The following is a 21,502-nucleotide window of genomic DNA, read 5'->3' as shown; positions in this document are numbered from 1 at the left end:
TCTCCCCCTCTCATTACTCCGCAGCTTCGTGCAGCGGTTCCTGTGCAGCCAGATAGCGCTCGGATTCAAGCGCCGCCATGCAGCCCATACCAGCGGCAGTAACTGCCTGCCGGTAAATATCATCGGTGACGTCACCAGCAGCAAAAATGCCCGGAACATCGGTTGCCGTCGAATCAGGCGCAGTCCACAGATAGCCGTTTGGCTTCTGCTTGAGCTTGCCTTCAAACAAAGAAACGGCAGGAGCATGACCAATGGCGATGAAAACGCCATGTGCATCGTGAACATGCGTTTCGCCGGTGACAATATTCTTAAGACGCACGCCAGTCACGGTCGCACCCACTGGTGGCTTTGCTTCCGTACCGACGATTTCGTCGATCACGCTGTTCCAAACGACCTTAACGTTATCACGCGACAGCAGACGGTCCTGCATAATCTTCTCAGCGCGGAAGCCTTCGCGGCGATGAACTACAGTCACGCTCTTTGCAATATGCGAAAGATACAGCGCTTCTTCGACAGCGGTATTACCGCCACCAACAACCACAACATCCTTGCCGCGATAGAAGAAACCGTCACAGGTCGCACAAGCCGAAACGCCGCCACCCATAAAGGTCTGTTCGCTTTCAAGGCCAAGCCACTTGGCCTGTGCACCAGTTGCGATAATCAGCGCATCGCAGGTATAAACCGTGCCACCATCGCCAATCAGGCGGAAGGGACGCGATTGAGTGTCAACTTCAGTGATGATGTCATAAAGAATTTCCGCGCCAACTTTCTCAGCCTGCGTCGCCATCTGTTCCATCATCCATGGACCCTGAACAGGTTCCGCATAGCCCGGATAGTTTTCAACATCGGTGGTGATCATCAGCTGACCACCCTGCTGCAAACCCGTGATGATAATCGGTTTAAGCATCGCACGCGCTGCATAGATTGCGGCGGTATAACCCGCCGGACCTGAGCCGATGATGATAACGGGCGCGTGACGCTGTGACATAGGGAGTTCTCCGGTCCAAAAATCGTTTCAGGCCATTTTCGGCAAGTGAGAAAAACGTTCCTGCACCCTGCTTTGCCAATATCCTGATATTGTTTGACAAGGTAGGTTCACAAACCCGCCATTGCAAGGTTTGAGCGGCGTTTGTCGGCCTTCGCCCACAGCTTGTGGCCTTTCAGCAAGGCTATAAGTCACAGGTGCATTGCAGCGGGCAAATTCCCGCGTTAAAGACACAGAATACATTGCGTTTATAAAAGACGCTGGGCGCTTTCAAAAAACGCTGGAGCCGACCGCCATTTATAAGACAGTCGCCAATATCTGTGCGCGTTTCGGCCTCGTTATGGCTGTTGCAATGCTGCTGCCTGCGGCTATCGACCTGCGCGACGGCAGTGACGATTGGCTGATCTTTATCCGCTCGGCTGCGGCAACCGGCGCATTATCGCTACTGATTCTGCTCGCCACACAAAACCAGAATACGCGCTTTACGCCCCGTCTTGGCTTTTTGCTGACAGCTTCTTTATGGCTTACAGCAAGTTTTCTCGGCTCGATACCGCTTTATTTCTCTCATCTGCCGATCAGTTATGCGACGGCATTTTTTGAAGCCATGTCGGGCGTCACCTCAACGGGCGCGACCGCTCTGACCGGCCTTGATGACATGCAGCGCGGTATTTTGCTGTGGCGTTCGCTTTTATGCTGGATCGGGGGTGTCGGCTTCATCGGCTTGGCGCTTTTGATGCTGCCATCGCTGCGCGCTGGTGGCCTGGCGCTTTTCCATATGGAAAACTCAGACAAGTCTGAGAAGATTTTGCCGCGCATGAACCAGATCGCGCTTGGCATCATCATCGCCTATCTCAGCCTCACAGCTGCCTGCATGATTGCTTATTTTGCAGTTGGCATGAGCATCTTTGATGCTGTCAATCATGGTCTGGCAACGGTGGCAACGGCGGGCTTCTCCACCCACGACAACTCGTTTGCTTATTATGAAGGCAACCGGATGCTGCTGGTGGTTTCAACCGTCTTCATGGTGCTGTCCGCCCTGCCCTTCATTTTGTATATCAAAGCTTTCATGCCCCGACGCACGGAGCTTTTAAAAGACCCTCAGGTGAAGCTCTTTTTCACCATCGTGATTGGTTTCAGCTTCATTCTTGCAATCGTCCTGCGGCTTGGCACACATATTCCGTTTGGCGATGCGCTGATTGCCGCATCGTTCCATTTTGTCTCGGTCATCACGACGACTGGCTTCACCACAGAAGATTATTCGCTGTGGGGTCCACCAGCCATCGGTATCTTCTTTCTCGCCTGTTTCCTTGGCGGCTGCGCAGGCTCGACCTCCGGCGGCATTAAAATGAACCGTTTGATCATCCTGTGGAGCCTGACACGCGCTAATCTCGCTCGCCTTGTGATGCCGCACGCGGTCATCAAAATCCGGTACGGCTCTTCTGAAGTGTCAGGCGAGATCGCGCAAAACGTCCTGCTCTATCTGTTTCTCTACATTGCATCACTGGTTATCGGCGCAGTTCTGCTGGCTTCTCTCGGCCTCGATTTCGTCTCGGCCTTCACAGGGGCACTGACGGCGCTGTCCAATGTTGGACCGGGATTTGGCGATGTCATCGGTCCGGTCGGCAACTTCTCCACCATCCATGATCCAGCACTCTGGGTGCTTTCATTTCTGATGCTGGTTGGCCGTCTTGAGCTCATCACAATCTTTATCCTCTTCACACGCACTTTCTGGATGCGATAGAGCATGTCTCCCAAAAGTGGGAACCGGTTTTGGGGTAAAGACATGCGTAAAAAAGTTAAAGCATGCTCTGCCGATAAGATTGAGCACAACGCGCTTTAACGACGCTTTAAGCGGTTTACATCCACTCGCTTCTTTTGGTATGAGCAAGATAGTATTGCGCTATAATGGCGCTGAGTGTTTTAAAATTACAATTGACTGAAATTTCCTTGCGCGGAGTTTTATATGCCTATTAAGGCTGATCTGGACGACATCGATTGGAAAATCCTTCGGGAGCTCCAGAATGACGGGCGCATCACTAATGTCGAACTCGCCGAACGGGTCGGAATTTCCGCCCCTCCTTGCTTGCGTCGTGTGCGCAAACTTGAGGAAAGCGGCGTTATTCGTGGCTATCGTGCAATCCTTAATGGCAACGCACTTGGTCAGGATCTGGTAGCCTTCTGTTCCGTTGGTTTGCATCGCCAGGCAGATGCCGATTTGAAGGCTTTTGCTGAGAAGACAAAGCAGTGGCCGCTAGTACGCCGCGCATGGATGGTTTCAGGCGAATCTGACTTCCTGCTGCATTGCGTTGCCCGCGACCTCAACACGTTCCAGACTTTCGTCATCGAAGAACTGACAGCAGCGCCCAATGTGGATTCGGTCCGCACAGCACTAACCATTCGTCCGGTTAAGGACGAACCGCTGATGATTCTCTGATCAGACAAAATTCCAAGAAAAAGCGATTGCGTCCTGCGCAGTCGCTTTTTTATTTGGACAATAACTCAGCTGTTAAATACGCGCTCGTAAACTGCGCTGATTGCAGCAGCTTCTTTTTCGAGCGGAAACGCTTCGCGCACATATGTTAGCGCGGTTTCACCATGACGCTCAGCCATTGCCGGATCTGCCAGATAAGACTCAATTGCATCACGCAAAGCGTTGCCGTCACCGGCTGCAACAAAACTACCCGTGCCTTCAACGATCATTTCCGAATAAGCGCCAGCATCACTTGCAACGACAGCGGTTTTTGAAGCCATCGCCTCAAGCGGTGTCAGGCCAAAGCCCTCATTGCGTGACGGGGCAACATAGAGCGTCAAGCGCCGATACCAGATGCGCACATCCGGCACTTCGCCAAGAATACGAATACGATCTTGCAAGCCTGCCGCAGCAATACGCGCTTTAAGATCATCTTCAAATGCCTGATGCTCAGACGTCGTGCGGCCAGTTATGATCGCTGTCCAATCCGGATATTTCGGCAAAAGCGCAATCATCGCATCGACAAACAGGTCTGTGCCTTTGGAATGACGCACACGCCCAAAACAACCAATGGCATATTTGCCCGGCAAGCCTGATGCACTGAACTGATCATCCTCGCCCACTGGCGGATGAAACCGTTCAAGATCAACGCCATGCATAATCACGTCATGCGGCACTTCAAGAAAGCTTCCCGAGCGGCCACTGGTCGCAATCACCGCGTTCATGCGGCGGATCAGCCATTTCGTGAAGGGTTTGTGATGACGCTGTGCAGCGGAAGTAAACACCAGCCGCATTTTCATGCGCAAGACATCACGCATGAAAATTCCGGCCAGCATTTCAATGTTGCGACGCGCATGCCAAATGCGAAAGCGTCGCTTTGCGGGCCTTTTCCAGAAGGAGAAAAGAGCCGACCAGCCAAGATGCGGAAGGCTCTCAGGCAGTCCCGGTCCCATTGTTGCGATGCCCAATCCCTTTGCGCGTTGCAAAGGGATGAGCTGCACGATGGTTGAAGTTACACCAGAAAGGCGGTGCTTGAAATTCGGCGCAACGACCTCAACCTCATCGACAGGAACCGTCACATCAGACATCAGATAAACTTGAAGCCGATGATCTCGTACGAACGCGAACCGCCCGGTGCATTGACTTCAATCGTGTCGCCTTCGCCTTTGCCGATAAGTGCGCGTGCGATTGGCGAAGAAATCGAAATACGGCCTTGCTTCACATTGGCTTCCTGATCGCCAACGATCTGATAGACTTTTTCTTCTTCGCTATCTTCATCGATCAGCGTAACGGTGGCGCCAAACTTGATTTTGTCGCCGGAAAGCTTGGTGACATCGATAACTTCGGCGCGACCAACGAGATCTTCCAGCTCGTTAATGCGACCTTCATTGAGGCTCTGCGCTTCTTTCGCTGCGTGATATTCCGCATTTTCGGAAAGATCGCCATGCGCACGTGCTTCAGCAATTGCCTCAATAATATTTGGCCGTTCAACTTGCTGACGCGTGCGCAGTTCTTCCTTGAGGTTTTCAAAACCGCTAGGGGTCATCGGGAACTTTTCCATACCCAGTCCAGTCCTTTCCATCGCCCGCTACACTTCCCTTCGGGATTTAAGTGCAGCGGCAGTTTGATTGCCCGCCTGATTTCGCTTCACAATGGAACCAAAATCACCGTCCGACAGGTGAAATCACCCGGCGGCACACAAAAAGAAAACGGTCCCCGAAGCAATCGCTTCGGAACCGTTCAAAGAGATGTTGGTGAAACTATAGCATTTTAAAAGATCATTTCACGAACAAAAATTTCAGCCTGTTAATTATGCGCGTAAATCGCGCTATTTTTTCGAGACAGGCCAGCTTGCAGGCCATTTTTCGGGACCACCGGCATAGTTGCCGTCACAATCGCCTTTAGAGCGCTCTTCAAGAAGAACGAAGCGCACTTTGCCATCCACGTCGTCGGTCGCCTTCCAGACATCATAGGTTCCGCAATCACCAATACCACGACCTTTGAAAAAGGCAGTCAATGTCTTGGAGGATTGCGACCAGTCGATGTTCCAAGCTTGATCAACAGTGCTCGGGCCATCATCCGAGATAGTCGGCAAGGAGATCGGAACCACTTTGTCATCTGACTGACTATAAAAAGCATAGGGCTGATTATATGCACCCGGAGAACCACATGGCACGCCAATGAGGTTCGTTCCATTGGCTATTTTTGCATTGAATCCGCCGCCATTCTGAAAAGGGTCTCCGTCGTCAGTGCCACAAACCGAATCCTCGCCACTGAAATCTTTACGAATAGACTCTGGCAGTTCATTGATCGTTGTAATTTGCGACACGTCTGGAGCGGGTGGAGCCGCCTTATTGCCCTTGGCCTGTAAAGCCGCAACAGTGCCGTTCAGCGACTGTTGCTCATCCATGTAAATCAACCCGCCAACGAAGCCTGAGAGCGAATAGCTATATGTTTTGCCATTATATTGCAGCGTCAGCTTCTGACCGGCTTTCATGGCATCAAGCAGCTTTTTTACGTCTGCTGCATTTTCATAATAGCCTTGACCATCATCGAGCTTCATCGCCGAGAGGTCGAAAGAAATCACCTGCTTGCCATCAACCGCAACAGCGATCTTGCCAGCCTTAGCGCTTTGATCAAAGCCGGACAGACGCAACGAAGGCTGCGAATTGACCGCACTGCTGCGATAGAGACTGAATGATATCGGACCATTATCCGTGCTTTTAAGCGCAAGCGTACAATTGGATGCGAAATCGCACTGAACCCAGCTATCGCGAATTTGCTTGAAAGCCGCATTGGCGGGCCCAGCATTGGCCAAAACTGCCGCAAGCGCAGCTCCTGCCAGAATTACTTTGTTTCTAGTGAGAAAAGAAAACATGTAGCCCCTCCCGAAAAAGCATCCCCAAATACGCCGCGCAAGGAAATCCCTTGCCGCCGTTATCGACTATTGCCTATAGCATAGCCGCGAAGGGATGACGCGCCAAGCCGCTAACCTGATCCCGCATTTATGAGGCAATGATGACACGCGTTCAGGCAAATTTACTCCTTCTTCTGGCGGGTGTCATTTGGGGGATGGGCTTTGTCGCGCAATCAACCGCGATGGCCAGCATCGGACCATTTCTGTTTATCGGTGTCCGCTCGGCTATTGCCGCAATCACTGTGCTGCCATGGTCGATTGCCGAAGGCAGACGATCACCCCATAGACTGCAACGTTCGAACTATCTGTATTTCATGCTTGTGGGTTCGATGCTGTTCACCGGCCTTGTCCTGCAACAGATCGGCCTCATCACCACATCCGTTACCAATGCAGGCTTTCTCACCGGCCTTTATGTTGTGATGGTGCCCGTGCTGGGTGTCATTGTGTTTCGAAACTGGCCGCACCCGATTGTCTGGCCAAGCGCCGTTGCCTGTCTTGCAGGGATATTTCTGCTGTCTGGCAGTACTTTAAGCGCACTCAAACAAGGTGACTGGCTCGTCATCATCGGCGCAGTGTTCTGGGCCATGCAGGTTTTGCTGATCAGCCGTGCCAATCGTGCAGGCCGACCCATAACGCTAAGCTGCGTACAGTTTGCCACCGCCGCTGTTGCCGGACTGGCCATTGCTGTTGTCGTTGAAGACATCAATTGGAATTTCATTGCATTGACGTGGAAAGAGCTGCTGTTTACAGGCGTCTTTTCATCAGGCGTCGCATTTACGCTGCAAGCCATTGGCCAGCGTTATACAACGTCAGCGCAAGCGGCGATTTTCCTCTCATCCGAAGCAATCTTTGCCGCAATGTTTGGTGCAATCTTCCTCGGCGACCGCCTGACATTTATCGGCTTTATCGGTTGCGGACTGTTATTTATCGCAATGATGGCAGTGGAATTGGTTCCGATGTTCTGGAAACGCAGAGCGGAACCAATCCCAGTAGCGGCTGAATAACCCCGCATTTCCAGCAAAACTGCGAAAAAACTACCCGCGAAAAATCAGCGCTGCTCCACCAGCAATCAGCGCAAAGCCCATCACGTGATTCCAAGTGAAAGCTTCTTTGAGGTAAAAGATCGAGAACAGGCTGAAAATCACCAGCGTGATAACTTCCTGTATCGTCTTGAGCTGTGCTGCTGAATAGACTTCGTGCCCGATACGATTGGCGGGTACTGCCAGAAAATATTCAAACAGCGCGATACCCCAGCTGATGAAAATCACCGTTATCAGCGGCGTGCTGGTGAATTTCAGGTGCCCGTACCAGGCGAAGGTCATGAATACGTTTGAGCCGATGAGAAGCAGAATCGGCAATACGCTTGGCGAAATGAGTGCTGACATGGGAAGAACTTTGGGGACCGGAAGGATCATGTCGCGGTCTGGCCCTCAACCGCAAGATAGTGTTAGCAGAGTGCCGTGGAGATTTCGCCAATCTTATGACCACGGTCTGCCCGATTATCGCCATAGGCTTTAACAGCAGCACTGACTGTTCGTTTACGCTTATGGGCTAATATGCGTGCAGAACCGTTTCCAGAATGAAAGGCAGGGACATGAGTTTTGCGTTGTCCAACCGCTTTCATCGTTATGCATTGCCAACAGGTCTTGCGCTTTTGACACTCTTAGCCAGTTGTTCGGGTGATCGTCCGCCGCGACCGCAGGCAGACATTGCCAATGCGGATATCGTTGTGCCGCCAGAAGCGCCACGGGAACCGCGTGTGGTTGGTCTCGCTGAGGAAATCGAAAACAACGCAAATGAGATGACAACGCAAACACAGCCACATTACGCGGGCGACTATGGCTTTGCCACGCCAGTGCAAAATCCTGTCAGCACGGTTGAAAACATCTATGCGATGTCGAATTCCGAAGCCGCCTGCCGAACGCGCTTAAAGCGCCTTGGTGTGGTCTTCACCGAAAAATCGCCGATCAATCAGGGTGGAAGCTGTCGCATCGACAACCCGATTGAAGTGCGCGGTTTCAACAGCGGCAACATCGCTTTCAAGCCAGCAGCAACATTGAATTGCGAGGTGACCGAAGCCTTCGCACGCTGGATCAAGGGCGACCTGCAACCGTCAGCGCGTTTGCGTTACCTCTCAGGCATCAACACGATCCACAATGCGGGCGGCTATTCCTGTCGCACGATGAACCACCGTCGCGGGGCGAAAATGTCGGAGCATTCCAGCGGCAATGCCATCGATGTTACGAAAATCGTTCTGAACAACGGCAAGAGCATCACCGTTCGCGAACCCGGCTTCTTCGCCTTCCGCGAAAAAGGTCTGCTCAACAGCGTGCGCTCCGATGCCTGCTCTTATTTCACGACCGTCCTCGGACCCGGCTATAACCGCGAACACGCAGATCATTTTCACTTCGATCTGATGCAGCGCCGCAGCGGTTATCGCGCCTGCAAATAGCAAAAAGCCCGGACATATCCAGGCTTTACATTATTATTCCGCAGGAACCGGCGTTGGCTGTCCGCTCTTGTCAAGCGCAACCATAACGAACTCGCCATGCGTCACCAGATCCATCTCTTCTGCGAGATAACGCTGTGCCCACGCCTCCACGCGCAGCGTGATCGACGTGCGACCAACACGCGTAATCTCAGTGTAAACACAAAGTACATCGCCAATCTTGACTGGCTTCGCGAACGACATTTCGCGCACAGCCGCCGTTACAACGCGCCCCCTGGCTCGTTCTGAAGCGCGAATAGCGCTTGCAATATCCATCTGTGCCATAACCCAACCGCCGAAAATATCGCCCGCTGCGTTGGTATCATTCGGCATGGCCTGTGTACGCACGGTTAACATGCCCTTTGGCGCGTTCAAATCAATCATCAATGTTTCCTTCAATCACCTGAACAGAGTCGGGCGGAGTATGCGGTAAGCCGTGAACGAGGAAAAGTGCGACATGCGCACTACAGCCATGCGATAAAATCCATCATTTAAAAATCTAGTAAAATTACAATTATTAATCATCAAAGTAGAACAAGTTTGATCCGTTAAAGTAAAAATAATAAAAAGATAATATCTTAGATTTATATACAAATATAAGGATATTCAAATGAAAACAATAATAACATCTTCTATTGTTGCATTAGGACTTTTATTTGCAAGCAATGCCGAGGCGGCCAGCGGCTTAGCGACAGCTACTATAAATCTTCGTACCGGCCCCGGCACTCAATATCAATCTATGGGACGCATTCCAAATGGCGTCGTACTCAATGTAGCAGGCTGCACCAACGGATATGGTTGGTGCCGCGTCAATTATCGCGGTCTTGATGGCTGGGCGTCATCCCGCTACATCGCCGTGCAAACGGGCGGCGGCTATACCACCAATGATAATTTCGGCCCGACTGCTGCTGCGATTGGCATTCCACTTATTGCAGGCCTCGTAATTGGATCGACGATCAACAATAACAATCGCTGGGATGACGGCCCGGGATGGGGTTGGGGACGACGCCCATACAATACCGGCTGGGGGCCTGGTTGGGGTCCAGGACCTTTTCGTCCGGGTCCGGGTTGGCGCGGCCCCGGTCAATGGGGACAACCAAGACCACATTGGGGTGATCGCCCCGGCTGGCGTGACCACCCCGGATACCACCCCAATTTCTACGGTCCGGGCGATCGCTGGCGCCCAAGAGGACGATGGTAAGTGACACCTCCTGACAGCCTGATGTCAGGAGCCACACAAATCTGATATGCGGTGCGGCGGTTTTAATCGCTGCACCCTTTTCATTTGTGCTGCGAAATTCCATATTGTGTCCATGGCCTCCTCAAAAGACAAATACACTCAGGATTCGCATGACGAAACACGCGGCTTTGGCGAAGTGCCACAGCGCGATTTGTCAGGCACACCATTCTCAGGCTCGATCTCTGATTGGGCCAAAGACATTGGCGAAGAGGCCGACAAGCCTCAGCCGAAAGCCAAAGCACCAAAGGCACCCAAAAAAGTGCCTGAGCGCAGCAAAGAATCTTCACGTAGCGCACGCGGTACTTCAATGGGTGGCGCAGCTTCCGCAAAAGAACGCGCTGCCGCGGGCCTTAACCCGGTTTCCGGTCTCGACATCAGCCTTGAAGACGCAACCGCGCTGAACCCAACCGGCGCGACAGCGACCGTCAAGGCACTGTCCGATCTGATTGAATCCGGCAATCCGCTGTTCAAGAACGGCGAACTCTGGACACCGCACCGCCCTGCCCGGCCACCCAAGTCGGAAGGCGGCATTGCGATCCAGATGGAATCGAGCTTCGAGCCATCCGGCGATCAGCCAACCGCTATTCGCGATCTGGTCAGCGGCCTTGATGATCAGGACCGCACACAGGTTCTGCTCGGCGTCACCGGCTCCGGTAAGACCTTTACCATGGCGAAGGTCATCCAGGAAACGCAGCGCCCTGCGCTCATTCTTGCGCCGAACAAGACGCTTGCAGCGCAGCTTTACGGGGAGTTTAAAAACTTCTTCCCGAACAATGCCGTCGAATATTTCGTTTCCTATTACGACTACTACCAGCCCGAAGCCTATGTGGCACGGTCGGATACCTATATTGAAAAGGAATCGACAGTAAACGAACAGATCGACCGGATGCGCCACGCAGCAACGCGTGCGCTGATTGAGCGTGATGACGTCATCATCGTTGCCTCTGTTTCGTGCATTTACGGTATCGGTTCGGTCGAAACCTATACGGCCATGACGTTTGAGATGAAGATTGGCGACCGGCTCGACCAGCGTCAGCTTCTCGCCGATCTCGTGGCACAGCAATATAAGCGGCAGGATATCAACTTCGTCCGCGGCTCGTTCCGCGTGCGTGGCGATACGATTGAAATCTTCCCGGCCCACTTGGAAGACCGCGCATGGCGTATCTCGCTGTTTGGCGATGAGATTGAAACCATCGCCGAATTTGACCCACTGACCGCTCAAAAGACCGGCGATCTGCAATCAGTCAAGATCTACGCGAATTCGCACTATGTGACGCCGCGCCCAACGCTTAATCAGGCGATCAAGTCCATTCAGGAAGAGTTGCAGCATCGCCTAGCAGAACTCAACCGCGCGGGCCGTTTGCTCGAAGCACAGCGTCTTGAACAGCGCACCAATTTCGATCTTGAAATGCTTGAAGCAACGGGTGTCTGCAACGGCATCGAAAACTATTCGCGCTATCTGACGGGGCGTCAGCCGGGTGAACCGCCGCCGACGCTATTCGAATATATTCCAGACAATGCGCTGGTTTTCCTCGACGAAAGCCACGTGACTGTTCCACAGATTGGCGGCATGTATCGCGGCGACTTTAGGCGCAAAGCGACGCTGGCCGAATATGGCTTCCGCCTGCCATCTTGCATGGATAACCGTCCGCTGCGTTTTGAGGAATGGGACGCCATGCGTCCGCAGACCATTGCGGTATCGGCAACGCCGGGCAAATGGGAAATGGAAGAAGCTGGCGGTGTGTTCGCCGAACAGGTCATCCGCCCGACCGGCCTGATCGATCCGCCGGTTGAAGTCCGCCCTGCAAAAAATCAGGTTGATGATGTGCTGGGCGAAATCCGCGAAACTGCGCGCAAGGGCTATCGCACGCTTTGTACGGTGCTGACCAAGCGCATGGCGGAAGACCTGACCGAATATCTCCACGAACAGGGCGTTCGTGTGCGTTATATGCACTCGGACATCGACACGTTGGAACGTATCGAAATCATCCGCGATCTGCGCCTTGGCGCATTCGACGTGCTCGTGGGCATAAACCTGCTTCGTGAAGGTCTGGATATTCCGGAATGCGGATTCGTCGCCATTTTGGATGCCGACAAGGAAGGTTTCCTGCGTTCGGAAACCTCTCTGGTGCAGACGATTGGTCGCGCGGCGCGTAACGTTGACGGCAAGGTCATTCTTTACGCCGACAACATCACCGGCTCGATGCAGCGCGCGATGGATGAAACCAGCCGCCGTCGCGAAAAGCAGGAAGCCTACAATCTTGAGCATGGTATCACGCCTGCCTCTGTGAAGAAGAATATATCGGACATTCTCAACTCTGTTTACGAGCAAGATCACGTCCGCGCCGATATTTCGGGCTTTGCCGAAGAAGGTTCGATGATGGGCAACAATCTTGCCGCCCATCTTGAACATCTTGAAAAGCAGATGCGCGATGCGGCTGCCGATCTCGACTTCGAGAAGGCTGCGAGACTACGTGATGAGGTCAAGCGCCTGCGTGAGATGGAACTGGCGATTGCCGATGATCCGATGGCGCGTGAAGTGGAACTGGAAAGCCCGGTCACAGGCCGTACCAAGGGCCGTCACAATGCTGGCCGGAAGGTTCACCGCACGGTCGATGACGAGCCGAAGAAATCGCTCTTTGCCAAGCCTTCGCTCGAGAATATGGGGCCGGGCACGGATATGGCCAAACCGTTGTTCCGCAAGAACACGCTGGATGAAATGACCGTTAAGCGCACGGAAAAGCCAGCGGGTGCGGATGATGCGATCATCCGTCGTGAACGCGCTGGTGTCGGCTCTTATGAAGACCCGGCAGAAACTGCCCGCAAAAAGCGCCGCCCCGGCAAGACTGGCCGACCGGGGCGATAAAATGACTGAGCTTGAGGGCTGTTTACCAGCCTTCAAGCACGATCTTGCCTTTGGCCTTGCCGCTTTCCAGCACCCCATGCGCTGCTTTAAGATTAGCAGCATTGATTGGCGACAAAACTTCCGTCACCGTCGTTTTGATTTTACCTGCATCAATCAGCCGTGCGACCTCATTCAGAAGTTTGCCCTGTTCATTCATATCCGCCGTTTCAAAAACCGGACGTGTAAACATCATCTCCCAATGGATTGAGACCGACTTGCGTTTCAACGGCGCAACATCAAAAGTATCGAAATCGTCAATCAAGCCAAACCGCCCCTGTGGCGCGATCAATGACACAATCTCATTGAAGTGATCCATCGTCTGCGTGGTGGAGAAAACAAAAGCCGGCGCACCAATCCCCAAAGCCTCGACCTGTTGCGCGAGAGGCTTGCTATGGTCAATGACATGATGTGCGCCGAGTTTTTTCACCCAATCCTGTGTTTCAGGACGTGAGGCTGTGACAATCACCGTCAAATCTGTCAAAGCGCGGATAAGCTGAATGGCTATTGAGCCAACACCGCCTGCTCCGCCAATAATAAGAACGGCATTGGCAGCACCGGGCACTGGCTTACGAATGTCGAGCCTGTCAAAAAGCATTTCCCACGCGGTAATGGATGTCAGCGGCAACCCAGCAGCCTGACTGTTGGAAATCGACGCAGGCGGCGTTCCCGCAATACGTTCATCGACCAGACCAAACTCGCTATTCGCGCCCTGTCGAATATACGAGCCCGCATACCAGACTTTATCGCCAATCTTAAAATTCTCTACCGCTTCACCGGTTTCAACCACGGTCCCAACCGCATCCCAGCCCAGCACTTTCCACTGGCCTGGCTCTGCCGAAACTCCTTTGCGGATTTTATAATCAACCGGATTAACCGCAATGGCTTCGACCTGCACCAACAGATCGCGGCCTTTTGCAACAGGCTTCTCCAGTTCGACATCCAGTAGTGAATCTGCACGATCCAGTTTGCCGGCGGTTTGATAGGCAACAGCTTTCATAGTCTTTGCTCCATTTGCTATGGAACAAATATTAGACTACGATCAGAAAATGAAAATACGCACAAAAATCGCACATAGTGCCGTTTTTTGTACTTAGTATATATAGGATACTTAATAACCAAGGTTAAGCATTCCCGTTTTGATTGCAGCCCCGGCTGCTCCGTTGAGGCAGCGATCGGTCTCATCGACGGCAAATGGAAAAGTGTTGTGCTATTTCATCTGCTGGATGGAACGCTGCGGTTTAATGAATTGCGACGCCAGATACCGGGCGTGACGCAACGTATGCTGACAAATCAGCTGCGCGAGCTTGAAGAGGACGGACTGATTGATCGCAAGGTTTATGCACAGGTTCCGCCAAAGGTGGAATATAGTCTGTCGCCGCTGGGGCGCAGCATAGAGCCTATTCTGCTTGCTTTGAAAGATTGGGGAGACACCAATATCGACCGCTTCGGCAAGCAACAGCCTGCTAAAACCGCCGTCTAGAAGGAGCGGCCGTTAAAGGCCGCTCCTTCTATTGCTTAGTTTACTTATCTGCACTGCCCGCCATTCGTAATGCGGTAGCCGGCGCGTTCAGCTTCACAGCGGTTGGAGAATGTCTGTGTAGCGTTCCCTCTTCTTGCGCAGACCGGCATAAATTCGCGCGTGCAAGCACCAGCGCCCGGACGACCTGGTCTGTTACCCTGATGCGGCGGACGCCCCGGACGGTCACCTCCCCAGCCGGAACCCGGACCTGTAATAGGTCTTGAACTGCACTGGCCGTTTCCAACAATCCGATAACCATCAGCACGCGCTTGGCATGCATTGCCGAAAGTCTTGCGCGACGAACCGCGCTCGCCACAAACCGGCGCATAAATCATCGGACACATTTGCGGCTGCGATGGGCCCGGCCTGACTGGTGGCCGATAATCCGGCCCACCTTCTGCCACGCAACCCGCCAAAAACATGACACCCGCCAACACGCTCAAACGACTGATCTTATTTAGCAGCATGGCTCTCTCCCTCTTCATTTATTGCTAAATGGCACAGCAGACAGGAAGAGCAAGGATATATCAGCGGATATTCCATTTTCATCCATGAACCATATCGACATGTCAAAAACTTGCTTTACTCTGCACTCAAGGATTTTGGGGTTTACGAGCGGAAAAACTGCATGACGCATTCGCATCTGGCTATCGCAGTGATTACGCTTTTTCAGCTTTTTTGCTGGCCAGACGCAATTAAATCCGCATTCGCTCAAACCGAAGCTGCAGCGGAAGTCTACGGTCCGCCGATGCCGCCGAAAAAAGCGGAGCCCACTGTCACGCGCATCTGCGAACTCATTGAAGAAAGCGCAGAAAAACGCGGCATTCCAAAAGATTTTTTCGCGCGTCTTATCTGGAAAGAAAGCCGCTTTGATCATCGCGCCGTCAGTCCGGTTGGTGCGCAGGGCATTGCGCAGTTTATGCCCTATACGGCCAAAGAGCGCGGACTAGCCGACCCTTTCGATATCGAACAGGCAATTCCAGCCTCGGCAGGCTTTTTGAGCGAACTAAAAGGCGCTTTCGGAAACTGGGGCTTGGCAGCAGCAGCCTATAATGCGGGGCCGGGTCGTGTGGGCAACTGGATGCGTTCAGGTGGCTTTCTGCCGCTCGAAACCGAAGACTATGTTCTGGACCTGACCGGCGCACCTGCCGATAATTTTGCAGCTGGTCAGGAGATCACCAATAGACCGCTTGATGCGAAGCTAAGCTTTAGCGAGGCCTGCAAACGCCTGCCCATCGTCCGCACAGCGACAATTCCAATGTCGCGGATCAAGCCAAAGCCATGGGGCATTCAGGTTGCAGGCAATTTCCGACGCAGCGCCGCAGTTAATCAATGGAACCGACTGCGCAAACAATTCAGCTCCGTGCTGGCCGGACACAACCCGGTGATCAGCCGTGTGCGCACGCCAATTGCACGCCGAGGCATCTATGCCGTGCGCATTGGGGCCGACAGTCGTGGCGAAGCGGATAACATCTGCACTAAACTGCGCGCAGCGGGCGGCGCATGCATAGTTTTGCGTAATAAATAAGCATTTGAGCATACTATACCGTAGTATGAAGCGATATATTGCCTTAAGCTTGTTCTTTTTTGGTATAAAATTAGCAATATTCTGGTAATTTTTATACAAAATAACAACGATACCGTTTCAAAGATAACCAATCTCATATTTGGTGAAAAATTTGCTTGCCAAACCACGCATCTTAGATCAGTCTTCATGTGTCCGGGCAATTTGAGTACAACGGAAGACTGGAAGAACGGCGTGCCGGAACCGCTAGAAGTTCCGGGTTGGAGATTTAATCTCCGGCAATGATCGGTTCCTTTCCTAAGTCGATAACTGCCTGCATAACCCTCTGCCGGGTGTGTGGTGCGTTCGGCAGAAGTTGTAATTCCACCGTCTCTAATAAAGCGGTGGCGCCAAGGAAAAGGAACGGATCCCATGGCACAGACCGGACAGGTCAAATTCTTCAACTCCGAAAAAGGTTTCGGATTTATCAAGCCTGATGATGGTGGCGCAGACATCTTCGTGCATATCTCTGCTGTACAGGCTTCAGGTCTGGCAGGACTTGCTGACAACCAGAAGGTTTCTTACGAAACTGAACCGGATCGTCGCGGTAAGGGTCCTAAGGCCGTAAATATTTCGGTCACTGACTAAAACCGATATTTTACTGATAAAGAATTTGATCCCCGGCTAACGCCGGGGTTTTTTATTGTACGCAACCCGATTTTCTCCAGCTTTAATAAGCGGAAAGCCCGGCTAAAGCTCGTTATCGCAAGTCAGATTAAAGCGCGAATTATTACCGGCGCTGCTTTTAATTTACCGGGTTATAGCGCTTTCCAAGGTGCCTTCACCATTGTTCAGCCTCCATTCATCTCCAAACTATTAACTTGTTATTCATGATTGAAGCAGTGTGCCGATCCGGCCCTGCACATCAAAGAGATTGAAGTTGTGCTTCTGAAGGAGCGGACAATGAAAAAGTTACTTAAAACAGCTATTCTGGCAGTTGCCTCTATAGCAGCAGTCTCAGCACCGCTCGCATCTGCTTCGGCAGACTCATGGGGTCGTGGCGGTTGGGAGCGTCGCGGATGGGATGGTCGCGGTTACAATCGTGGTGGATGGGACCGTGGCGGCTGGGATCGCCGCCCCTATCGTCATCGTGACCGTGGCGGCGATGCACTCGCAGCTGGCGTCATCGGCCTTGCAGCTGGCGCACTCATCGGCAGCGCGCTGAGCCAGCCGCAGCCAACCTATGTGCAGCCAGCACCAGTTTACGCACCACCGCCACCACCACCGGCCTATTATCCAGCGCCGCCAGCACGCAGCGTGCAGTATCGTGCAGGTTATGAGCCATGGAGCCGTGGCTGGTACCAGTATTGCTCCAACCGGTACCGCTCGTTCAATGCAAACACCGGAACCTATCGCGGCTATGATGGCCGGGATCATTTCTGTTCCGCGAACTAATCGGATAAACGAAACAAAAAAGCCGCCTCAAAAGGCGGCTTTTTTAATACCTGAAGCAGATCAGGCATATCCAATATCATTCAGGAACGGATTGTTACGGCGCTCTTCGCCAAACCGACCACCCGGGCCATGACCGCACAGAAAGCCAATATCGTCGCCAAGCGGCAAAAGCTTTTCTTTGATCGAATGAATAAGTGACGCATGATCGCCACCCGGCAAGTCAGTACGTCCGACTGATCCATTGAACAAAACATCGCCAACAATCGCAAAATGCGCTTCTGGATTATAAAAGACGACATGACCCGGCGCATGCCCCGGACAATGCAGAACGTCAAACACATGGCCTGCCACGGTGACTTTATCACCTTCATCCAACCAGCGATCTGGCGTGATGTTCCGCACGCCCTCGGTCAGGCCGTATTTCAGGCCAGTTGTCACCAGATTATCGAGCAAGAACGCGTCGTCTTTATGCGGACCGATAACATCCACACCAAGCTCATCTCTCAATTCTGATGCGCCACCCGCATGATCAATATGGCCATGCGTAATCCAGATCGCTTCGACTTTGACATCCTGCGATGCGATGGCTTCTTTGATGCGCTCAAGATCGCCGCCCGGATCAATCACGACGCCTTTTTTGGTATCACCGTCGAAAAGGATCGTGCAGTTCTGCTGAAATGGCGTCACCGGAACGATGATTGCCTGCAATTGTCCCATCAAAAACTCCATTCAGTCAGTATGTTCAAAAATTACCGTCGCTCATGAGATAATGCAGCAGATCACGCTTTCAAAGGCATAAAATAAAACGGGCGACCAAAGCCGCCCGTTTCCCCTCTCGCAGGAAATCAATCGGTTGTTGTCCCCACAACCGCGTTATTCAGTCAGGCTTTGCTTGCCAGCGAGTTTTTGATCAGACCGACGATTGCTGTGAGAACGAGACCGCCCACACCACCACCCGCTACCTGACCAATCACACCATTAAGAACAGAATCCAGACCGCCGCCGGATAACATCGGCAGAAGCTGGCCAAGAATAACACCACCAATACCACCGACGACTGTATTGCCAGCAGTACCGAGGCTCAGGTTTTTAACGGCGCCAGCAATATTGCCACCGACCGCACCCGAAACAAGCTGAAGAATGATAGGCAGTAGAGATTCCATAATCGTCACCCCATCTGAGTTAAATGCCGGAATAACGCGAGTCCGACTGGCAGAATCTTGAACTGAAACTTGACAATGTCAAACAATAAGCATCCAAATAACAAAAAAGCGGCCCTAAAAGCCGCTTTTTCTGTTTAAAACAATGTTATTCTGCCGCTATTCGCTTTGGCTGAACTTCATTTACATAGTCCTGCATAAGCAAGCTCGTAATTTCACCGGGCGTAAAGTGATATTTTCCAATTTCGGAAACCGGCGTCACTTCCGCAGCCGTACCACATAGGAAGCATTCGCTGAAATCTGCCAGTTCTTCTGGCATAATGATGCGCTCAACAACTTCGAGACCACGACGCTTGGCAAGATCAATGATCGTGCGGCGCGTAATACCATCGAGGAAGCAATCAGGCTTCGGCGTATGCAAAGCGCCGTCTTTCACGAAAAAGACATTGGCACCTGTAGCTTCTGCCACCTGACCGCGCCAGTCGAGCATAAGTGCATCCGCATAGCCCTTGGCTTCGGCTGCATGCTTGGAAATGGTGCAGATCATATAAAGACCGGCAGCCTTCGAGCGCGAAGGCGCTGTGCGCGGGTCCGGGCGGCAATATTCTGCGATATCGAGGCGAATGCCCTTCATCTTTTCTTCAGGCGAGAAATAACTTGGCCACTGCCAGATCGCAATTGCCAGATGAATGCGATTGTTCTGTGCGGAAACGCCGAGCGACTCCGAACCGCGCCATGCAATCGGGCGCACATAAGCATCTTCAAACCCCTGCTTTTTCAGCAGTTCACGGCAGGCATTGTCGATTTCTTCAACGCTGTAAGGAATCTCAAAGCCAAGAATTCGGGCCGATTCATGCAGACGCTCAGTGTGCTCGGTCAGCTTGAAAATCTCGCCGCCATAAGCGCGCTCACCTTCAAACACTGCACTCGCATAATGCAGACCATGGGTCAGCACATGCACCTTTGCATCCTTCCAGGCGACAAATTCGCCGTCCTGCCAGATAAATCCGTCGCGTTGATCGAATGGAATCGCAGCCATTTTAGCATCCTCAAAGTTGGGCTTTGTTTTCCTGTCAGCCCGTTTGGCCCGATTGGGCCTTTCCCTAGTCAAATTCAGTCAGTTAAATCGATTAACTGGCAAGCAAGATGTGTTTTTCTTCAAATAGACTGGTATTTTACGACCAGATACACTGCTTTCAACGCAATCAATTGTGCTGAAATCAGCCAGATAAAGCATGTAAAACAAAGATATTTCCGGTAATTACGGAAAATAACGCTCGCTATTATGCATTACCGTCCTTATTGGACAGTATGTCACAGCAAACTGCGTAATTATCTCTCCTCCAACATGCCTCAGCGCAAACTTTATTCCAAAAAAACCGGCCTGCACTTACCAAAAATTATCTTGGCGATTGAGTTATGTCAACAATGCTGACATATTTATCGCAACAGGATGGAGCCTAGATGTGAATTCGACCAACGACGTGAACTATATCAGCGATCCTCTGACGTGTCGGGAGGCTGACGATCTCAACGTCATTGAACTGCTGTTCTTCTCTTATCGCGATTTCACTGCCGATCCGGACTTGATCCTTGAAAAGATCGGATTTGGCCGCGCCCATCACCGTGTGCTGTATTTTATCAATCGTAAGCCGGGCATGACGGTTGCAGAGCTTCTGGATGTTCTGCGTATTACCAAACAAAGCCTGTCACGCGTTCTCAAGCAACTCATCGATACAGGCCATGTCGTTCAGGAAACAGGCCTCGATGATCGCCGTCATCGTAAACTTTATCCAACGAAAAGTGGCCGACAGCTTGCTCTCTCTATCACTCTGCCACAGTCGCGCCGTATCGCGCGGGCATTGGAGGGAAGTCAGCCTGACGACCGGAAAGTAATTGAGCGCTTTCTTTACAACATGGTCAATCCTGAACGGCGTGTTCAGATCGATGACTTTGCAGCAGCCGAAGCAGCTGTGGAAACGCTCACATAGACGCGCCACTTTCCTGTCGTTAAGATGTAGCATGTCGGCATATTCTGTCAGGAAAACCAAAACTGGTTCACCTGATAAAGAGTTGCTTGGAATTATTGCCACGCCCACACGATTAAACGCGTAGGGAGACGTGGAACAGGATGGGATCTAACGACGCCATGGCTCTAGAAGAAAAGAACCTTTCAGACGACGCGCCTCATCTTCTTGTTGTCGATGATGACACCCGTATTCGTAGCCTTCTGTCGCAATATCTGACGACAAGCGGCTTCCGGGTCACCATGGCAGCCAGCGCAGCTGAAGCGCGCCGCAAGCTCGAAGGCATCGATTTCGATCTGCTGATTCTTGATGTGATGATGCCGGGAGAAACCGGCGTCTCGCTGACCCGTTCGCTGCGTGAACAGAAAAGCGTGCCAATCCTGATGCTGACTGCGCTGTCTGAAACCGACAGCCGCATTGATGGCCTGTCCGCAGGTGCGGATGACTATCTGCCAAAGCCATTTGATCCACGCGAACTGATCCTGCGCATCAATAATATTCTGCGTCGCGGCGCAGCTCCAGCGCAACCAAAGATCGAGCAGATCGTTTTTGGTCCATACACGTTCTTCATACCGCGTCGCGAATTGAAGAAGGGCAGCGAGACAATCAAGCTGACCGATCGCGAACAGGACATCATGGCGATTTTCGCTGAACGCGCTGGCGATACTATTCCACGCCATGAACTGACGGGAACAGATGGGGATGTCGGTGAACGTACCATTGACGTTCAGATTAACCGTCTGCGTCGTAAGATTGAGCAAGATCCGGCAAACCCGGTCTGGCTGCAAACCGTTCGCGGCATCGGCTACAAACTGAGTATTGAATAGAGCGG

Annotated in this window: 23 protein-coding genes; 12 read left to right on the top strand and 11 right to left on the bottom strand. The window is 52.3% G+C overall.

Translation table 11 applies throughout. The features are described 5' to 3' along the window. Positions 1 to 13: 13 nt before the first annotated feature. Positions 14 to 988, bottom strand: coding sequence for a thioredoxin-disulfide reductase (trxB, locus tag J2782_RS01110; RefSeq protein WP_250038798.1), 975 nt, complete (start codon positions 986 to 988; stop codon positions 14 to 16). Between the two features lie 337 nt (positions 989 to 1,325). Between trxB and J2782_RS01105 the strand changes: the two genes are divergently transcribed. Then, a complete protein-coding gene (locus tag J2782_RS01105; RefSeq protein ID WP_250038973.1) occupies positions 1,326 to 2,726 on the top strand; it encodes a TrkH family potassium uptake protein in 1,401 nt (466 codons plus the stop codon). Between the two features lie 222 nt (positions 2,727 to 2,948). Then, positions 2,949 to 3,419 (top strand): Lrp/AsnC family transcriptional regulator, encoded by a 471-nt coding sequence (locus J2782_RS01100; protein ID WP_007875947.1) that lies wholly within the window; start codon positions 2,949 to 2,951, stop codon positions 3,417 to 3,419. A gap of 65 nt (positions 3,420 to 3,484) precedes the next feature. On the opposite strand, the gene J2782_RS01095 is transcribed toward J2782_RS01100, so the two are convergent. The 3 genes from J2782_RS01095 to J2782_RS01085 all read right to left on the bottom strand — a co-directional run bounded on the left by J2782_RS01095 (position 3,485) and on the right by J2782_RS01085 (position 6,333). Then, a complete protein-coding gene (locus tag J2782_RS01095; protein WP_310009768.1) occupies positions 3,485 to 4,543 on the bottom strand; it encodes a glycosyltransferase family 4 protein in 1,059 nt (352 codons plus the stop codon). Further along, on the bottom strand, positions 4,543 to 5,016 hold the full coding sequence (gene greA / locus J2782_RS01090; RefSeq protein WP_250038972.1) for a transcription elongation factor GreA: 474 nt from the start codon (positions 5,014 to 5,016) through the stop codon (positions 4,543 to 4,545). The genes J2782_RS01095 and greA overlap by 1 nt, the downstream gene beginning before the upstream one ends. Positions 5,017 to 5,283: 267 nt before the next feature. Continuing rightward, the gene (locus tag J2782_RS01085; protein ID WP_310009767.1) at positions 5,284 to 6,333 is read right to left on the bottom strand and encodes a DUF1176 domain-containing protein; all 1,050 of its coding nucleotides are present in this window, start codon (positions 6,331 to 6,333) and stop codon (positions 5,284 to 5,286) included. 140 nt (positions 6,334 to 6,473) lie between these two features. Between J2782_RS01085 and J2782_RS01080 the strand changes: the two genes are divergently transcribed. Continuing rightward, on the top strand, positions 6,474 to 7,376 hold the full coding sequence (locus J2782_RS01080) for a DMT family transporter (RefSeq protein ID WP_310011029.1): 903 nt from the start codon (positions 6,474 to 6,476) through the stop codon (positions 7,374 to 7,376). Positions 7,377 to 7,406: 30 nt separating this feature from the next. Here J2782_RS01080 and J2782_RS01075 read toward each other — a convergent pair whose 3' ends face one another. After that, on the bottom strand, positions 7,407 to 7,757 hold the full coding sequence (locus J2782_RS01075; protein WP_250038795.1) for a DMT family protein: 351 nt from the start codon (positions 7,755 to 7,757) through the stop codon (positions 7,407 to 7,409). 209 nt (positions 7,758 to 7,966) lie between these two features. Between J2782_RS01075 and J2782_RS01070 the strand changes: the two genes are divergently transcribed. Then, positions 7,967 to 8,824 carry an extensin-like domain-containing protein gene (locus J2782_RS01070; RefSeq protein ID WP_310009765.1) on the top strand — a complete coding sequence of 286 codons (858 nt, stop codon included), beginning with the start codon at positions 7,967 to 7,969 and terminating at the stop codon, positions 8,822 to 8,824. Positions 8,825 to 8,857: 33 nt separating this feature from the next. Here the strand turns inward: J2782_RS01070 and J2782_RS01065 are convergent, their stop codons facing one another. Next, positions 8,858 to 9,244, bottom strand: coding sequence for an acyl-CoA thioesterase (locus J2782_RS01065; RefSeq protein ID WP_310009764.1), 387 nt, complete (start codon positions 9,242 to 9,244; stop codon positions 8,858 to 8,860). 226 nt (positions 9,245 to 9,470) lie between these two features. On the opposite strand from J2782_RS01065, the gene J2782_RS01060 reads away from it, so the two are divergent. After that, the gene (locus J2782_RS01060) at positions 9,471 to 10,061 is read left to right on the top strand and encodes an SH3 domain-containing protein (RefSeq protein WP_310009763.1); all 591 of its coding nucleotides are present in this window, start codon (positions 9,471 to 9,473) and stop codon (positions 10,059 to 10,061) included. A 112-nt stretch (positions 10,062 to 10,173) separates the two neighbouring features. After that, a complete protein-coding gene (uvrB, locus tag J2782_RS01055) occupies positions 10,174 to 12,966 on the top strand; it encodes an excinuclease ABC subunit UvrB (protein WP_310011028.1) in 2,793 nt (930 codons plus the stop codon). A gap of 22 nt (positions 12,967 to 12,988) precedes the next feature. Here uvrB and J2782_RS01050 read toward each other — a convergent pair whose 3' ends face one another. Then, positions 12,989 to 14,002: a zinc-binding alcohol dehydrogenase family protein gene (locus J2782_RS01050; protein ID WP_310009762.1), complete on the bottom strand. Its 1,014-nt coding sequence runs from the start codon at positions 14,000 to 14,002 to the stop codon at positions 12,989 to 12,991. Positions 14,003 to 14,116: 114 nt separating this feature from the next. On the opposite strand from J2782_RS01050, the gene J2782_RS01045 reads away from it, so the two are divergent. Beyond that, positions 14,117 to 14,485 carry a winged helix-turn-helix transcriptional regulator gene (locus J2782_RS01045; protein WP_310011027.1) on the top strand — a complete coding sequence of 123 codons (369 nt, stop codon included), beginning with the start codon at positions 14,117 to 14,119 and terminating at the stop codon, positions 14,483 to 14,485. Between the two features lie 44 nt (positions 14,486 to 14,529). Here the strand turns inward: J2782_RS01045 and J2782_RS01040 are convergent, their stop codons facing one another. Then, entirely contained in the window at positions 14,530 to 14,991 is a 462-nt protein-coding gene (locus J2782_RS01040; RefSeq protein ID WP_310009761.1) for a Kazal-type serine protease inhibitor domain-containing protein, read from the bottom strand. Between the two features lie 161 nt (positions 14,992 to 15,152). Between J2782_RS01040 and J2782_RS01035 the strand changes: the two genes are divergently transcribed. The 3 genes from J2782_RS01035 (at position 15,153) to J2782_RS01025 (ending at position 17,483) form a co-directional block, all read left to right on the top strand. Next, on the top strand, positions 15,153 to 16,052 hold the full coding sequence (locus tag J2782_RS01035) for a transglycosylase SLT domain-containing protein (protein WP_310009760.1): 900 nt from the start codon (positions 15,153 to 15,155) through the stop codon (positions 16,050 to 16,052). Positions 16,053 to 16,460: 408 nt separating this feature from the next. Beyond that, on the top strand, positions 16,461 to 16,676 hold the full coding sequence (locus J2782_RS01030) for a cold-shock protein (RefSeq protein WP_024899445.1): 216 nt from the start codon (positions 16,461 to 16,463) through the stop codon (positions 16,674 to 16,676). Positions 16,677 to 16,991: 315 nt separating this feature from the next. Continuing rightward, a complete protein-coding gene (locus J2782_RS01025; RefSeq protein ID WP_310009759.1) occupies positions 16,992 to 17,483 on the top strand; it encodes a BA14K family protein in 492 nt (163 codons plus the stop codon). A gap of 60 nt (positions 17,484 to 17,543) precedes the next feature. Here the strand turns inward: J2782_RS01025 and J2782_RS01020 are convergent, their stop codons facing one another. The 3 genes from J2782_RS01020 to J2782_RS01010 all read right to left on the bottom strand — a co-directional run bounded on the left by J2782_RS01020 (position 17,544) and on the right by J2782_RS01010 (position 19,682). Then, on the bottom strand, positions 17,544 to 18,200 hold the full coding sequence (locus J2782_RS01020) for an MBL fold metallo-hydrolase (protein ID WP_310009758.1): 657 nt from the start codon (positions 18,198 to 18,200) through the stop codon (positions 17,544 to 17,546). A gap of 164 nt (positions 18,201 to 18,364) precedes the next feature. Beyond that, positions 18,365 to 18,646: a hypothetical protein gene (locus tag J2782_RS01015; protein WP_310009757.1), complete on the bottom strand. Its 282-nt coding sequence runs from the start codon at positions 18,644 to 18,646 to the stop codon at positions 18,365 to 18,367. A 145-nt stretch (positions 18,647 to 18,791) separates the two neighbouring features. Continuing rightward, positions 18,792 to 19,682 (bottom strand): branched-chain amino acid aminotransferase, encoded by an 891-nt coding sequence (locus J2782_RS01010; RefSeq protein WP_310009756.1) that lies wholly within the window; start codon positions 19,680 to 19,682, stop codon positions 18,792 to 18,794. 427 nt (positions 19,683 to 20,109) lie between these two features. Here J2782_RS01010 and J2782_RS01005 point away from each other — a divergent pair, with 427 nt between their 5' ends. Together J2782_RS01005 and J2782_RS01000 are read left to right on the top strand one after the other, a co-directional pair. After that, positions 20,110 to 20,634 carry a MarR family winged helix-turn-helix transcriptional regulator gene (locus J2782_RS01005; RefSeq protein WP_250038784.1) on the top strand — a complete coding sequence of 175 codons (525 nt, stop codon included), beginning with the start codon at positions 20,110 to 20,112 and terminating at the stop codon, positions 20,632 to 20,634. 140 nt (positions 20,635 to 20,774) lie between these two features. Next, positions 20,775 to 21,497 carry a response regulator transcription factor gene (locus J2782_RS01000; RefSeq protein ID WP_310009755.1) on the top strand — a complete coding sequence of 241 codons (723 nt, stop codon included), beginning with the start codon at positions 20,775 to 20,777 and terminating at the stop codon, positions 21,495 to 21,497. Positions 21,498 to 21,502 lie beyond the last annotated feature (5 nt).

The organism is Brucella pseudogrignonensis (assembly GCF_031454375.1).
Lineage (GTDB): Bacteria > Pseudomonadota > Alphaproteobacteria > Rhizobiales > Rhizobiaceae > Brucella > Brucella pseudogrignonensis_A.
The sequence above is the reverse complement of the archived record's forward strand: the minus strand, read 5'-3'. Positions and strand labels throughout refer to the sequence as shown.